Raw genomic sequence first — 15,404 nt, forward strand, 5'->3', positions numbered from 1 at the left:
CGTTACTGCCTAAAACAACGGGTGGTAAAGCCGGCGGTTGACCGGCTCAAGCCGCCTGGACGACACCCAGGCATCCAGGAAAGGCGCTTTTCGGTTATGCTTCGCAATTTTTCGCAGGAGCGGCCTAGTGCCGCATTATATCCCAGTGCATCCATTCTCCTTCGCCTGGCCGAAGCTGCAGGGCTGGAATGCGGTCAGCCACGCCCCATCATGACGCGACGATCCATCGAATTTCTGCGCATCGTCTATCTGCGCGGTCCCAACATGTGGACTTATCGCCCGGTGCTGGAGGCCTGGGTGGACATTGGCGATCTGGAAGATGCGCCATCGAACACCATTCCGGGCTTCTATGAGCGCCTGACGGCCTGGCTGCCGGGCCTGGTGGAGCACCGCTGTGGGGTCGGGGAGCGGGGCGGCTTCCTGCTGCGCCTGCGTGAGGGCACCTGGCCGGCCCACATCCTAGAACACGTCACCATTGAGCTCATGAACCTCGCCGGCATGAAGGTGGGTTTCGGCAAGGCGCGCAGCACCTCGGTGCGCGGGGTGTACAAGGTGGTGGTGCGTACCCGCCACGAGACAGTCGGCCGCGCCTGCCTGGAAGCGGCGCGCGATCTGGTGATGGCCGCCATCGAGGACAAACCCTTCGACGTCCCTGCCACCGTCGAACGCCTGCGCGACCTGGCGGACCGGCTTTGCTTGGGTCCTTCCACCACCTCCATCGTCGATGCGGCCACGGACCGGGGTATCCCCCACATCCGCCTCACCGACGGCAATCTGGTGCAACTGGGCTACGGTGCCAAAAGCCGCCGCATCTGGACCGCCGAAACCGACCGCACACCGGCCATCGCCGAATCGATCGCCGGCGACAAAGATCTCACCAAGCGCCTGCTCGCTGCCTGCGGCGTACCCGTGCCCCAGGGCAGCATCGTCAAGACAGCCGCCGAAGCCTGGGAGGCCGCCCAAGACATCGGCCTGCCGGTGGCGGTGAAACCCGTGGACGCCAACCACGGGCGCGGCGTATCCCTCGAGCTCAACACGCGGGAGGAAATCGAGGCCGCGTTCCACCTGGCCGAGCAGGAAGGCAGCGAGGTGATCGTGGAACGCTTCGTGCCGGGTAACGAACACCGCCTGTTGGTGGTGGGTGGCAAGTTGGTGGCCGCCGCCAAAGGCGAGAGCGCCTGGGTGACGGGCGATGGACGCTCCACCGTGGCGGAACTGATCGATAGCCAGATCAACACCGACCCGCGCCGCGGCACCACCGAGGATTATCCGCTCAACGTCATCCGCATCGAGGAAGATCCCGCCGTGCGTCTGGAGCTCGCGCGGCAGGGCTATCGCGGCGAGGACGTGCCCGCCGCGGGCACGCGCATCCTCATCCAGCGTAACGGCAATGTAGCCTTCGACGTCACCGACCGGGTTCATCCGGAAGTCGCGGCGGCCGCCTGCCTCGCGGCACGCATCGTGGGCCTGGACGTGGCGGGCATCGACCTGGTGGCGGAGGACATCTCCCGTCCCCTGCAGGAGCAGGGCGGGGCCATTGTCGAGGTCAACGCCGGGCCGGGACTACTCATGCATCTGAAGCCGGCCGAAGGCAAACCGCGACCGGTGGGACGCGCCATCGTCGATCACCTGTTTCCGGAGAACACCACCGGGCGGATCCCCGTGGTGGGCATCACCGGCCGCCGCGGCACCACGCTCATCGCCCGCCTCACCACCTTGCTGCTGCAACTCGCCGGCCGGCGCACCGGGCTTGCCTGCCGCGACGGTGTGTTCTTCGATCGTCGCCACGTCACCCCCCGCGACGGCTGCCGTTGGATCGCCGGCCACCAACTGCTCATGAACCGCATGGCCGATGCCGCGGTGTTCGAGACACCGGTGGAAATGATCCTCGACGAAGGCCTACCCTATGACCGCTGCCAGGTGGGCATCGTCACCGACGTCTCCGGCTGGGAGCAGCTTTCGCGCTACTACATTCACGGCGCCGACCAGCTCTACACCGTGCTGCGCACCCAGGTGGACGTGGTGCTGCCCGATGGCGTGGCGGTGCTCAACGCCCACGATCCCCTGGCGACGAAGATGGCGGAGTTGTGCGATGGCGCGGTCATCCTCTATGGCCGCGAGGGCGGCCTCGACGCCATTGCGCGCCACCGCGCCGAAGGGGGTTTGGCGCTGTTCGTCCGCGATGGCGCGATCATCCGCGCCATGGGCCTGGAGGAACGCGAGTTCACGCGCCTCGATACCATCGCCCTGTTGCAAAAGACCGGGGAAACTGGGCTTGAGAGCGTGCTCGCTGCCATCGCCGCCAGTCTCGCGCTCGGTCTGCCGGAGGAACTCATCCGCACCGGCATCGAAACCTGCGATCCGGCCCAGGTGGGCCTTCCCGGCTGAAGGACGAACCATGGAACTCCAGCGCGTGCGCGCCCTGCGCGGTCCCAACGTGTGGAGCCGCCACACTTCCATCGAGGCCGTAGCCAGCCTCGCGCCCGAGGAAATCCAGATCGGCGCAATGCCCGGATTCGAGACCCGGTTGCGGGCACGCTTCCCGGACATCGGCGCCATGCGCCCGATCGGCTTTGAGGGCGACATCTCGCTCGCCCATGCGCTTGCTTTTGCCGCCTTGGGGCTACAGGCTCAGGCCGGCTGTCCCGTGAGCTTCTGCCACACCGCCCCGACGGTGGAGCCAGGCATTTATCGGATAGTGTTCGAATACACCGAAGAGGCGGTGGGTCGCCTGGCCTTGGAGCTCGCACAACGTTTGATTGAAGCCGCGCGCGAGGATGTGCCCTTCGACCTGGCGGCGGCGCTTTCCCGCTTGCGCGAGCTGGACGAGGACGTGCGCCTGGGGCCGTCCACCGGCGCCATCGTGCAGGCCGCCGTCGCGCGGGGCATTCCCTACCAACGGCTCACCGAAGGCAGCATGGTGCAGTTCGGCTGGGGTGCCAAGCAGCGGCGCATCCAAGCCGCGGAAACCGACTGGTCCAGCGCCATCGCCGAAGACATTGCCAAGGACAAGGATCTCACCAAGATGCTGCTGGAAGCGGCCGGCGTGCCGGTGCCCACCGGCCAGCCCGTGACCGATGCCGAAACCGGCTGGCAGGTGGCCGAGACCATCGGCCTGCCGGTGGTAGTGAAGCCGCGCGACGGCAACCAGGGCAAAGGCGTGACTGTCAACGTCACCGACCGCGAGCAGTTTTTGCGCGCCTTCGCCGCTGCTGCCGAGTTCGGCCCCGAGGTGTTGGTGGAACGTTTCATTCCGGGCCATGATCACCGCCTGCTGGTGGTAGGTCACCAGATGGTGGCTGCCGCCCGTCGCGAGCCACCCCACGTCATCGGCGACGGGGTGCACACGGTGCGCGAGCTGGTGGATCAGGTGAACAGCGATCCCCGCCGTGGCGAAGGCCACGCCACCTTATTGACCAAGATCCGCTTCGACGACATCGCCCTTGCGCAACTCGCCGCCCAAGGCCTTGCCGCCGACTCGATCCCGGAAAAAGGTCGGCGCGTCCTGCTACGCAACAACGCCAACCTCTCGACCGGCGGCACTGCCACCGACGTCACCGACGACGTGCACCCGGAGGTGGCGGCCCGCGCCGTGGAAGCAGCGCAGATGGTAGGCCTGGACATTTGTGGCGTGGACGTGGTGTGCGAAACGGTAATGAAGCCGCTGGAAGAACAAGGTGGCGGCATCGTGGAAGTCAATGCCGCCCCCGGTCTGCGCATGCATCTCGCGCCCTCGTTCGGCAAGCCGCGCGCAGTCGGAGAAGCCATCATCAACTGGATGTTCCCGCCTGGCGAAGACGGGCGCATCCCGCTGGTGGCGGTCACCGGCACAAACGGCAAGACCACCACGGTGCGACTCATCGCCCATCTGCTCGACGTCGCTGGCCACCGCGTGGGCATGACGCTCACCGATGGCGTGTTCGTCGATGGCAAGCAGATCGACACTGGCGACTGTAGCGGCCCCAAAAGCGCGCGCAACGTGCTCATGCACCCGGACGTCACCGCGGCGGTGCTGGAGACCGCCCGGGGCGGGCTATTGCGCGAAGGACTCGGCTTCGATCGCTGCAAGGTGGCGGTGGTCACCAACGTGGGCAGCGGCGACCACCTCGGTCTCAATTTCATCCACAGCGTGGACGAGCTTGCGGTGGTCAAGCGCGTGATCGTGCAGAACGTGGCCCCCGACGGGATGGCCGTGCTCAATGCCTGCGACCCGCGGGTGGCCGACATGGCAGTGCACTGTCCAGGCAGCGTCACCTTCTTCGCTCACGACGTGCACCACCCGGTGGCTGCCGCTCAGCGCGCCCAGGGCAAGCGTCTGGTGTTCCGCGAGGGCGGCGATATCGTCGCATCGGAAGGAAATTTCGAGCTGCGCATCCCCTTGAGTGAAGTGCCCTTGACGCGCAACGGCACGATCGGCTTTCAGATCGACAACACCATGGCGGCGGTCGGCGCAGCCTGGGCGCTGGGACTCGACTGGAACATCATCCGCCGAGGACTGATCACTTTCGTCTCTGATACTTTGCGCGCACCGGGCCGTTTCAACGTGTTCGACTACCGGGGCGCGACCGTGATCGCCGACTATGGCCACAACGCCGACGCCATGCGTGCCTTGGTGCAAGCCTTGGAAGCCATGCCGGCGCGGCGCCGCAGCGTGGTTCTGAGCGCCGCCGGCGACCGCCGCGACGAGGACATCCGCGCCCAGGCCGCGATTCTTGGCCAAGCCTTCGACCACCTGATCCTGTACGAAGACGCGTGCCTGCGTGGCCGCGCCCCAGGCGAAACCTTCGCCCTCATGCGCGAGGGTCTCGCTCAGGCCCTTCGCGCAACAAGAATCGAAGAGATCCGGGGGGAATTCGCCGCCATCGACCACGCCCTCGATCACCTCGAGCCCGGCGACCTCTGCCTCATCCTGGTGGACCAAGTGGACGAAGCACTCGCCCATCTGCAAAACCGTATCGCCCAGGCCGCTGCCCACCCATCACCGGCGTGAGACGGGGCCTGGAAAGCGTCGGGCTCGATGCGCCCGCCTTCAGCTCGCCATAAGCGACCGCTAAGCGGGCCTTAAGTCCGAAAGGGCATCATCGCACCCATTGGAACCCATTGGAGCGTGCGCCATGAAAGCCCTTTCGTTCGTCATCGTCGTGATTGCCGCACCTTCTGCCCTCGCCGCGACACCCGCAGAGCTGCTTGCGACCTATCGCGCCGAAGCCGCCAAAACGGCACCGAATTTCGCGCCTTCGGTGCAGCGTGGCGCCGAATTTTTTGCGCGGCGTTTCGGTGTATCGCCCCAGATGCCATCTTGCACCAGTTGTCATACCGAAAAACCGACGCAGGCTGGCCGCCATGTCATCACCGAAAAGACGATCAAGCCGCTGGCGCCTGCTGCCAATGGCGAGCGTTTCACCGATCTGGCCAAAGCCGAGAAGTGGTTTCGTCGCAACTGCAAGGAGGTCGTCGGCCGCGAATGCACGGCGGCCGAGAAAGCCGATTTCGTCGCGTTCCTACTGGAGACGCGGCCATGAAAACGACAGCGTTTTGGAGCGGCATCGTGCTCATCTCACTGTCCGCCGTGGCGCTTGCCGACACGCGTAACCTGTCCGCCGACGGGCCGCCGATTTTTCAAGCCGAGTGTGGAAGCTGTCACATCGCCTTCCCGCCGCAGCTCATGGCCGCAGAAGACTGGAAACGCGTGATGGCAAAACTCGACAAGCATTACGGCGAGGATGCCAGTGTCGATGAGCGCAGCCGGCACGAGCTCGAGCAATTCCTAGTACGCAACGCCGGCAGTGCGTCGACGCTTGGCGTCGCGACGACCCAAGCCAATGCCCTGCCTCGGCTGACGCGGACCGCCTGGTTCTTGCGTAAGCACCGCCAAGTATCGCCGGCCGACTGGCGTCATCCGAAGGTGAGGACGCCGGCCAATTGCGCTGCGTGCCATCGCAGGGCGGCGGAAGGACGTTTTCACGAAAGAGAAATCACCATGCCCGACGGACGTCGGTGGGAGGATCGATGATCAAGACCATACTGGTCTGGGATGCGCCGGTGCGCATCGGTCACTGGTTGATGGTGGTCGCCTTTGCACTCGCCTGGGCGACTGGTGAAAGCGAGCAATGGCGGCTCATCCATGCAGGCGCAGGGGGTGCCCTGGTCGGTGTGGTGGCGTTTCGCCTGCTGTGGGGTGTGATCGGCAGCCGACATGCGCGTTTTGCGGATTTCGTGCGCCCGCCAGCGGCGGCGCTCGCCTACCTGGCGCGACTCTTGCACGGCCAAGCTCCCCATTACACCGGCCACAATCCTGCCGGAGCATGGGCAATCCTGCTCTTACTCGCGCTTGGTCTCGCGACGGGCGCAAGCGGCTGGCTCGCCTACAACGATTTTGGTGGACATCTGATCGGGACACTACACGAGGCACTGGCCGATGGAATGCTGACCGTCGTCGGCGCGCATGTCGCCGGCGTGATTCTGGGTAGCGTCGTCCATCGCGAGAACCTGGTCAAGGCCATGATCACGGGCAAAAAGCTTGGCAAACCCGACGAGGCAATCGCTTCGGCTCAGGCCTGGGCGGTACCACTTCTGGCAGCAAGCGCCCTGGCCGCCGCTTGGTTCCTATCCCGCTAGCGTGCACGGGGTGCACGTTAGTCGAGAACGCCCACGCGCCAAGCATCGGGGTCATGGCATAGCAAACGTCCGGGGCCAACCCGGGCGGTGTCTTGTCTGCCGCTGTGGGCGCGATGCCCCCTCGCCCGCGCGACGATGCTTCACGATGCCCCACCATGAAGCGGGGATCGCCTCCATCGCCGGCTTTATAGAGTTGGCGCAGCCTGCGGTCTACGTCACGGATCGCCTCCCAGTCACGGGGCACGGCCAGGTAGCGCTCACGCAACGCGGCCCGTGCCCGGGCGATTTCCAGGTCCAGCTGACGCTGGCGCTCGAGCCACTCCGCCTCGATGCGCGCCAAGGCCTCGCGCTGGGCTAGCCGAGGTGTCCGCTTCCACACCCCAGCCACAGCAGGTTTCGTCGGCGAACTCGTCCATCATGGACATGTCATGGTGCAAGCCCGCCCAGCCGCCCTGCCAAGCCCCACCTCCGAAGGCAAGCAAACCGGTAGCCAGCAGAAGACCCGACCACACCGCAAGCCAAAGTACGGTCCGTGCGGCCATGGCTCAATCCTTCAGGTCTTGGGCACGCTTGCGGAATTCTTCCTCGTCGATCTCACCGCGGGCGTAGCGTTCCTTGAGGATCTTAAGCGCGCGGTTGCTGGATGGAGTCGAGCCGCCCGCGCCGGGGAGCCACTTCACCAGCGCCACGATGCCGACGATCACCAGCACCCAGAACAGGATCATGAACAGCCAGCCGAATCCCCCCATGCCATATCCGAACCCGTAGCCCATCATCGTCGTGCTCCTTTCCGTGGAATCCGTGACCGCACGCCGCCTGGCGCAGCCGTTAGCACACTATAGGCCAGCCGCGCCCGTTTCACCGGCTATTTGCGCGGGCCATTTCACCGGGCATTGCGCTCGATCTCCAGCCATTGTGCATAGACCGCATCCGGCCAGCGTGCCACCAGCCAGTCGATGATGGCCTCGATGTCGCCCTCCGACAGCTTGTCGCGGAAGGCCGGCATGTTGCCTCCGAGACGGCCGGTGCCCTCGCGTATGGTCAGGCGCAGGATGGCGCGCGGGTGATGCCAGGCATGGGCGCTGCCGTCCAGCGGCGGGGGTGGATATTTGCCGTCGGCGCCGGGCGTGCGCCAATTGGGCGTGCCCTCGGCGCGGCTGCCGTGGCATGCCGCGCAGTGCGCGGCGAACAAGCGGGCGCCCTGTTCGGCTCGCGTGGGATCGATGCCCCGCCGGCGCGCCACCGCCGGATCGGGCAGCACGGCGGCCGCGCTCGCCACGGGCGCGGGCGGTGACGAGGCGCGTTTCTCCTCCTTGGAGCAGGCCATAAGGGCCAGCCCCGTCAAGAGCAGGACAAGCCAGCCTTTCACGAACCGGCCTTTTCGATCCGCGTGATCAAAAGCCCCGCGGCGTCCTTCTCCAGCTGGAAGCGGACCTTGTCTCCGGGCGCGAGCCCCTCGAGTAGCGCCTTGTCCTTGACCCGGAAGAACATGTTCATGGCCGGCCAGCCGAGCGCAGGAATAGGCTCGTGGTCGATTCTAACCTTGCCCTGGTCGGCCTTGACCTGGCGCACCACACCGACACCCGCGATGGCGCTTTGGGCCTCGCCTTGGGCCATGTGCCTGCCACCCGGCATGTCGCCATGGGCCATGCCGGGCTCGGCCGCTACGGGCAAGGCGATGCCCAGCGCCACCAGGCTTGCGAAGAAGATGGGGAATTTCATGTCGTACCTCCTTGTGTGAAACGATGAATCGTCAACGAACGCGAATCCGCCCGCGCATGCCGGCCTCGAAATGGCCGGGGATGAGGCAGGCGAACTCGACCTGACCGGCGCGGGTGAATGTCCAGGTGAGGGTGGCTTCCTGCCCCGGCGCCACCCTGACCATATTCGGGTCACTGTGTTCCATGTCGGGATAGCGCCGCATCAGCGCGGCATGTTCGGTCAGCTCCCGGCTACGCCCCAAAACGAACTCATGGGTCTGCGTGCCACGGTTACGCACCACGAAGCGCACCGTCTCGCCCCGCCGCACCCGGATGTGGGCAGGACGAAAACGCATGTCATCGCCGGCCTCCACGACGATGCTGCGCCGGGCCGCCTCGGGCTGTCCCGGCACGCCGAAGTCCGCGCCAGGTTCGCTCCCATGCCCGCCCGCGTGCTGGCCGGACGCGACTAGCGGCAAGGGTGCGAGGAGGAGCAGCGCGAAGGCCCCTTTGAGCATGTTGCAAAACGCGATCTTCATGGCACCCCCTCAGAACCACACACGCACGCCCGCGACGAAACGGGTGTCGCGCGTGCGCAGCCCTTCGTCACGGGCCATGTCGGCTGTCTGGCCAAACTTGCCCGCCCATTCCACGCCGATGTAGGGCGCGAACTCGCGGCGGATTTCGTAGCGCAGGCGCAGACCGAACACGCCATCGGCGAGCCCCGCGCCCCTCTCCAGCGCCGGGTCGCGCTTGCCATAGAAATTCGCCTCGATACGGGGACTGAGGATGAGCCGCTGGGTGAGCAACATTTCGTATTCGGCGCCAAGGCGCAAGGCGGTGCGCCCCCCTTCGCCTGCATAGGCCGTCGCATCCACGTGGAACCAGTAGGGCGCAAGACCCTGCACACCCACGGCGAGCCAGGTGCGGTCCGGCCCCACGCCGCTGTCGTGACGCAGCCCCAACTGGGTGTCCCAATAAGCCGCCACGGCGTGGCTCCAGAGCAGCTCGGTGCGGCCTTCCTGAAGCCGCCCGCCATCCACCTCGCCTTCGGCCTTGATGACTAGGCGGTCGTAGTCGCGCCCGATGAAGCCCCGGAAATCGTAGGCGTTGAAGCCATTGTCCCGGCCCTGGGCCGTCTCCAGCCGGTCCAGCATCACCCCCCAGAAGATTTTTTCGTCGTGCAGCCGCAGCGGGTGGTCCGCCGGCCGCGTGTAGCCGCCCGAATACGCATGGGGATCACGGGCATCCGCGGGTGGGTCGCCTCCCTGCATGGTGCCCATGCCCGGTTCCGCCCACGCCGGCACAGCCAGCGCCAGCAGCAGCGCCGGCACCATCCAGTGTTTGCCTGTCATGCCCATCTGCTCCTTTCCTCTTGTCATCACGCCACCACGATCTCGCGGAACATGCCGGCATCCATGTGCAGCATCAGGTGGCAGTGCCACACCCAGCGGCCCAGGGCATCGGCGGTGACGAGAAAGCTCACGCGCTGCGCCGGCTGCACGGCGATGGTGTGCTTGCGCACGAGAAACTCACCTTCCGGCGTCTCCAGTTCGTTCCACATGCCATGCATGTGCATGGGGTGGGTCATCATGGTGTCGTTGACGAAGATGACGCGCAGGCGTTCGTTGTGGCGGAAGTGAATGGGCGTGGCGCGTCCGAATTCCAGCCCATCGATGGACCAGGTATAGCGCTCCATGTTGCCGGTCAGATGCAGCTCGATCTCGCGGCCGGGGCCACGCGGGTCGAGGGGACCGCCGACGGTATGCAAGTCGGCATAGGTGAGCACACGACGGCCGTTGTCGCGCAAGCCCACACCCGGATCGTCCAGGTTGGTGCGGGGCGTGTCCACCCGCATGTCCACGCTGGGCCCGTATTCGGTGCGGGCATGATGGGCCCGTGCCGTGCCCGTCATGTCGCCCATCATGTCTTCCATTTCCAGCGGCTGCGGCTTGTCCAGCGCCGGCACCGGCGCGCTCAGGCCCGCGCGCGCTGCCAGCGTGGCGCGGGCAAAGCCGCTGCGGTCCATGGACTGGGCGAAGATCGTGTAGGCCTCGTCCTTGGGCTCGACGATCACGTCGTAGGTTTCCGCCACGGCGATGCGAATCTCGTCCACCGTCACCGGCTCCACGTCCTGCCCATCCACCGCCACCACCGTCATGGGCAACCCCGGGATGCGCACGTCGAAGAAGGTCATGGCCCCCGAGTTGATGAAGCGCAACCGCACCCGCTCGCCCGGCTTGAACAGCGCCGTCCAGTTGGCCGCCGGCGGCATGCCGTTCACCAGATAGGTGTAGGTGTAAGCCGACACGTCCGCCAGATCCATGGGGCTCATGCGCATCTCGTTCCACATCTGGCGCTTACCGAGCGCGGCCTTGAGCCCTTCGTTGGCCACGTCGCGGAAGAAATCCAGCACCGTCGCCTGGTGAAAGTTGTAATAGGCGCTGTGCATCTTGAGCTTGTGCAAGACCCGCATGGGATCTTCGTCGGTCCAGTCCGACAACTGCACCACGTACTCCCGGTCCGCGCGCACGGGCTGGCCTGCGCGCGGCTCGATGATGATGGCCCCGTACATGCCGGTTTGCTCTTGCATGCCAGAATGGGAGTGGTACCAGTAGGTGCCGCTCTGCTGCACCTTGAAGCGGTAGGTGAAGGTCTCGCCGGGGCGGATGCCGGGAAAGCTCACCCCCGGTACCCCATCCATCTGATAGGGCAGCAGAATGCCGTGCCAGTGGATGGAGCTGTCTTCTTTGAGACGATTGGTGACCCGCAGGGTGACGGTATCGCCCTCCTTCCAGCGCAGAATGGGGCCCGGCAGGCAGCCGTTGATGGTGGTCGCCAGGCGCGGCCTGCCGGTGAAGTTCACCAGCGTTTCCTCCAGCACCAGGTCGAACTCGGTGCCCGAGAGCACCGGCGGATAACCGCTCCGGGTCGCGGCGGGCACCGCAGCCGACAGACGCGGTAGCGCTAGCATCAGCCCGCCGGCCGCGAGCCCCTGCACGAAACGACGCCGGGAAAGATCCGGTAACTCAAAGCCCAAGGCATTCCGCATGGATGACGCTCCTTCTGAAACCACGCCGCCAGTCTAGCCACCCGCCGCCTGCGAGGAGATGACGCGCCGATTACAAGTCGGTAAGCTTGGGCCGTCCGCCTCGGGACATGGCACCATCCCCTCCATGAAAATCCTCATAATCGAAGACGAAGCCAAGACCGGCAGCTATCTGAGACAGGGGCTGAAGGAAGCCGGTTTCGTGGTGGACTGGGTGCGCGATGGTGGCGACGGCCTGCACCAGGCCATGGCGGAACCCTACGATCTGGTGATCCTGGATGTCATGCTGCCCGGCCTCGACGGCTGGCGTGTGTTGCAGGCGCTGCGGGCGGCGGGCAAGGCGCTGCCGGTCTTGATGCTGACGGCGCGCGACCGCCTGGAAGATCGGGTCCAGGGTCTGGAGCTGGGCGCCGACGACTATCTGGTCAAACCCTTCGCCTTTGCGGAGCTGCTGGCGCGGGTGCGCAGCTTGTTGCGTCGGGGCAGCGCCCGCGAATCGACCGTGCTGCGGGTAGCCGATCTGGAACTCGACCTGTTGCGGCGTCGGGCGTTTCGGAGCGGCCGCCGCATCGACCTCACCGCCAAGGAGTTCGCGCTTTTGGAATTGCTGATGCGCCGCGAGGGCGAGGTCCTGCCCCGTTCCCTGATCGCCTCCCAGGTCTGGGACATGAATTTCGACAGCGACAGCAATGTGATCGAAGTGGCCATCCGGCGCCTGCGCGCGAAGGTGGACGATCCCTTCGAGCCGAAACTGATCCACACCGTGCGCGGCATGGGCTATGTGCTGGAAGCGCCGGAACCATGAGCCGGCCGCTGTCCATCACGCTGCGCCTGACGCTGTCCTTTGCGCTGGCCTCGTTCATCATCCTGCTGGGTGTGGGCCAACTGGTGACCGTGGCCATGGAGCGGCATTTCGAGGCGCTCGATGCGACCGAGCTCGACGGCAAGCTGGAACTCGTCCGCCATGCCCTTTCCCTGACCCACGACGGCCGCGAGGCAGCGGCGCTGAGCCGCCGCCTGCAAGATGCGCTGGTGGGTCATCACGCGCTGTCGGTGCGGGTGCAAGCGCCGGACGGCCAGGTGCTGGTGAGCACGGGTGAGGCGCGTTTTCCGGATGCTTTGCTCAAGCAGGCGCTGGCCGCCGAGCACATCACACCTTCCTTGCTCGCCGCCTGGTCCCAGGGCGCGCGCCACTTCCACGGCGTGGTGGTGGCCGTGCCTTCCACCCTGCCCGGCCAGCCGCCGTTCCGCGTCGGCCTGGCGCTGGACATGGTCGAGCACCAGGCTTTCATTTCCGCTCTCCGGCGCGCCATCTGGCTGGCCGTGCTCCTGGGTACGCTCGTCGCGGCCCTGCTCGCGTGGTTCGTGGCCCACCGCGCCCTCGCACCCGTGCGCAGCATCGCCCAACTGGCACGGAGCATTTCGGCGCAGCACCTCGATGCGCGCTTGCCGGCCGCCGAGGTGCCGGTGGAGCTCAACGACCTGGCGCAGTCCTTCAACGACATGCTGGCGCGCCTGGGCGATGCCTTCCGGCGGCTGTCGGAGTTTTCCTCCGACCTCGCCCACGAGTTACGCACGCCCATCAGCAATCTCATGACCCAGACCCAGGTGGTGCTGTCCCGGGCGCGCAGCGCAGACGATTACCGGGAAACGCTCTACTCGAGCCTGGAGGAATACCAGCGCCTGGCCAGCATGATCGACGACATGCTGTTCCTGGCCAAGGCCGACAACGGTCTGATCATGCCTTCCCGGGCGCCGGTGGATCTCGCGCAGGAGATCGCCAGCCTGTTCGCCTTTTACGAGATCCTGGCGGAAGAACGGGGCGTGCAGTTGGTTTGCCGCGGCACGGGTGAGGTCGTCGGCGACCGGTTGATGCTGCGGCGGGCGCTTTCCAATCTGCTGGCCAACGCCATTCACCACACCCCGCGGGGTGGACAAGTCCAGGTGGAAATGGGGCTTGCGCCCGACGGCTGGGTGACGGTGGCGGTGACCAACCCCGGCCCGCCCATCCCGCCCGACAAGCTGGAGCGCATCTTCGACCGCTTCTACCGCATCGACCCCGCCCGCACCCGCAGCGGCGAAGGCGCGGGGCTGGGCCTGGCCATCACCCGCTCCATCGCCCGCGCCCACGGCGGGGACGTACGGGTGCGCTCCGGGCAGACGACCTGTTTCGAACTGCGCCTGCCCGCCGCAGCAGCCACCGCCACACCCTGAGGCCGCGACACGCGGCACCGCCCGCTCTTCGAAATTGTTGTGGACTTATGCGCCGCATGTGCGTAGTATGGAGAGCCTTGTGCGGCACAGAGCCCTTCGGCCCTGCTCCCACATTCCATCGTCCCCGACCCCTCTGGCCCGCCTTCGCGGTGCACGCCGAAATGGTTGGCGCCGGTGTAAAACGCCAATCGGCCGTGCTCGTTCCTGATCTCCCGCATCAAACCGGGCCGCGCGATTGTTCCCAGGCTCACGCCTGATCCGGCGCGCTACCCTTCTACGCGCCAGAACCCTTGGAAGGTAACCATGACTTTCGCCCAACTCGGCCTCGATCAGGCCCTCCTGAACGCTTTGACCGCCGCAGGCTATCAAACCCCCACCGCCGTCCAGGCACAGACCATTCCCGCCGCGCTGGAAGGCCACGATCTGCTCGTATCCTCCCACACCGGCAGCGGCAAGACCGCCGCCTTCCTGCTGCCCGGTCTGCAGCGCCTGCTAGAGCCGTCCGCCGCCGCAGGCAACGGCCCGCGCATGCTGGTGCTCACGCCGACCCGCGAGCTCGCGCTGCAGGTGGAAAAAGCCGCGCGCACCTATGGCCAGCACATGCGCAGGCTACGCACCGCCTGCCTGGTGGGTGGCAGCCCCTATGGGCTCCAGCTCAAGGCCCTGTCGCAGCCGGTGGACATCGTCATCGCCACCCCCGGCCGCCTGATGGACCACATGGAGCGTGGCCGCATCGACTTCGCGCGCCTGCAAACCCTGGTGCTGGACGAAGCGGATCGCATGCTGGACATGGGCTTCATCGACGACATCGAAGCCATCGTGCGTGCCACTCCCGCCACGCGCCAAACCCTGCTGTTTTCCGCGACCCTCGATGGCGTGGTGGGCAACCTGGCGCGCCGCCTGACCAAAAACCCCAAGCGCATCGAAATCGCCACCACGGACGGCGCTCGTGCCAACATTGAGCAGCGCCTGATGTTCGCCGACAACGCGCATCACAAATCGCGTCTGCTGGATCATCTGCTGCGCGATGCGGCTCTTGGCCAAGCGGTGGTATTCGTCGCCACCAAGCGCGGTGCCGAAGAACTCGCAGACCGGCTGCGCGACCAGGGTTTTGCCAGCGCCGCCCTGCACGGCGACATGCAGCAACGGGAACGCAACCGCACCCTCGACCATCTACGCCGCGGAACCACCCAGATCCTGGTGGCCACCGACGTCGCGGCACGCGGCATCGACGTGGCCGGCATCAGCCACGTCATCAATTTCGAGCCGCCGCGCCAGGCGGAAGACTACGTCCACCGCATCGGCCGGACCGGTCGGGCAGGACGCAGCGGCGTGGCCATCACCTTGGCTGCCCCGGAGGAACGACGCATGATCCGCGAAATCGAGCGCTTCACCGGCGCACGCCTTGCCGTCAGCGCCATTCCGGGCCTGGAGCCCAAACCCCACACGGAACGCAGCGGCGGCCCGCGCCCCGGTGCCCGCGGCACACCCCGAAGCAGGAATGGCGGTCGCGAAGCGGCGCGCCGCCAAGGGTTCGACGCTCGCCCAGCCTACGCCAGCGAGGCACGCCCCAAACCCCAGGGGCGGCGCGACTGGGATGCCGTCGGCAACCGCGCGCAACCCTTGGAGCGGGCGCGTAGTGGTGGATCGGCGCGCCGTCTGACCGGCTCCGGTCCCATGCCCGCCGACGCCCGGGACAGTCGAGGTTACGGCCGCAACGCGCACAGCACGCGTAGCCACCCGCGCGCCGCGGCACGCCGGGGACGCTGAAAACCCAGCGCAAGGCGGGAGGCTCCGTGCCGAAGGACGCTAAAATGCCCCTG

The 15,404-nt window shown here is 66.5% G+C and carries 15 protein-coding genes; 9 read left to right on the top strand and 6 right to left on the bottom strand.

Going from position 1 to position 15,404, the window contains the following annotated elements; genetic code table 11:
• Positions 1–210: 210 nt before the first annotated feature.
• The 6 genes from V6E02_RS02850 to V6E02_RS02875 all read left to right on the top strand — a co-directional run bounded on the left by V6E02_RS02850 (position 211) and on the right by V6E02_RS02875 (position 6,976).
• Positions 211–2,388, top strand: coding sequence for a cyanophycin synthetase (locus V6E02_RS02850; protein ID WP_347306927.1), 2,178 nt, complete (start codon positions 211–213; stop codon positions 2,386–2,388).
• 10 nt (positions 2,389–2,398) lie between these two features.
• Complete coding sequence (gene cphA / locus V6E02_RS02855; protein WP_347306929.1) at positions 2,399–4,990, top strand: cyanophycin synthetase; 2,592 nt, start codon at positions 2,399–2,401, stop codon at positions 4,988–4,990.
• Between the two features lie 124 nt (positions 4,991–5,114).
• The gene (locus tag V6E02_RS02860) at positions 5,115–5,522 is read left to right on the top strand and encodes a DUF1924 domain-containing protein (RefSeq protein ID WP_347306931.1); all 408 of its coding nucleotides are present in this window, start codon (positions 5,115–5,117) and stop codon (positions 5,520–5,522) included.
• A complete protein-coding gene (locus V6E02_RS02865; protein ID WP_347306933.1) occupies positions 5,519–6,013 on the top strand; it encodes a cytochrome C in 495 nt (164 codons plus the stop codon). Before V6E02_RS02860 ends, V6E02_RS02865 begins: the two co-directional genes overlap by 4 nt.
• On the top strand, positions 6,010–6,618 hold the full coding sequence (locus V6E02_RS02870) for a cytochrome b/b6 domain-containing protein (protein WP_347306935.1): 609 nt from the start codon (positions 6,010–6,012) through the stop codon (positions 6,616–6,618). The genes V6E02_RS02865 and V6E02_RS02870 overlap by 4 nt, the downstream gene beginning before the upstream one ends.
• Before the next feature lie 145 nt (positions 6,619–6,763).
• Complete coding sequence (locus V6E02_RS02875; RefSeq protein WP_347306937.1) at positions 6,764–6,976, top strand: hypothetical protein; 213 nt, start codon at positions 6,764–6,766, stop codon at positions 6,974–6,976.
• Positions 6,977–7,163: 187 nt separating this feature from the next.
• Here the strand turns inward: V6E02_RS02875 and V6E02_RS02880 are convergent, their stop codons facing one another.
• The 6 genes from V6E02_RS02880 to V6E02_RS02905 all read right to left on the bottom strand — a co-directional run bounded on the left by V6E02_RS02880 (position 7,164) and on the right by V6E02_RS02905 (position 11,370).
• The gene (locus V6E02_RS02880; protein WP_347306939.1) at positions 7,164–7,394 is read right to left on the bottom strand and encodes an SHOCT domain-containing protein; all 231 of its coding nucleotides are present in this window, start codon (positions 7,392–7,394) and stop codon (positions 7,164–7,166) included.
• A 107-nt stretch (positions 7,395–7,501) separates the two neighbouring features.
• Complete coding sequence (locus V6E02_RS02885) at positions 7,502–7,987, bottom strand: c-type cytochrome (protein WP_347306941.1); 486 nt, start codon at positions 7,985–7,987, stop codon at positions 7,502–7,504.
• On the bottom strand, positions 7,984–8,340 hold the full coding sequence (locus V6E02_RS02890) for a copper-binding protein (protein ID WP_347306943.1): 357 nt from the start codon (positions 8,338–8,340) through the stop codon (positions 7,984–7,986). The genes V6E02_RS02885 and V6E02_RS02890 overlap by 4 nt, the downstream gene beginning before the upstream one ends.
• 31 nt (positions 8,341–8,371) lie before the next feature.
• Complete coding sequence (locus tag V6E02_RS02895; RefSeq protein WP_347306945.1) at positions 8,372–8,857, bottom strand: cupredoxin domain-containing protein; 486 nt, start codon at positions 8,855–8,857, stop codon at positions 8,372–8,374.
• Between the two features lie 9 nt (positions 8,858–8,866).
• Positions 8,867–9,673 (bottom strand): copper resistance protein B, encoded by an 807-nt coding sequence (locus tag V6E02_RS02900; protein ID WP_347306947.1) that lies wholly within the window; start codon positions 9,671–9,673, stop codon positions 8,867–8,869.
• Positions 9,674–9,699: 26 nt separating this feature from the next.
• The gene (locus tag V6E02_RS02905) at positions 9,700–11,370 is read right to left on the bottom strand and encodes a copper resistance system multicopper oxidase (protein ID WP_347306949.1); all 1,671 of its coding nucleotides are present in this window, start codon (positions 11,368–11,370) and stop codon (positions 9,700–9,702) included.
• Between the two features lie 124 nt (positions 11,371–11,494).
• On the opposite strand from V6E02_RS02905, the gene V6E02_RS02910 reads away from it, so the two are divergent.
• From V6E02_RS02910 to V6E02_RS02920, 3 genes are all read left to right on the top strand, one after another.
• A complete protein-coding gene (locus tag V6E02_RS02910) occupies positions 11,495–12,172 on the top strand; it encodes a heavy metal response regulator transcription factor (RefSeq protein WP_347306951.1) in 678 nt (225 codons plus the stop codon).
• Positions 12,169–13,581, top strand: coding sequence for a heavy metal sensor histidine kinase (locus V6E02_RS02915; protein WP_347306953.1), 1,413 nt, complete (start codon positions 12,169–12,171; stop codon positions 13,579–13,581). Before V6E02_RS02910 ends, V6E02_RS02915 begins: the two co-directional genes overlap by 4 nt.
• Positions 13,582–13,884: 303 nt before the next feature.
• Complete coding sequence (locus tag V6E02_RS02920; protein WP_347306955.1) at positions 13,885–15,351, top strand: DEAD/DEAH box helicase; 1,467 nt, start codon at positions 13,885–13,887, stop codon at positions 15,349–15,351.
• The last annotated feature ends 53 nt before the right edge of the window (positions 15,352–15,404 follow it).

This window comes from Thiobacter sp. AK1, from assembly GCF_039822265.1.
In the GTDB taxonomy this organism is placed as follows: domain Bacteria; phylum Pseudomonadota; class Gammaproteobacteria; order Burkholderiales; family Thiobacteraceae; genus Thiobacter; species Thiobacter aerophilum.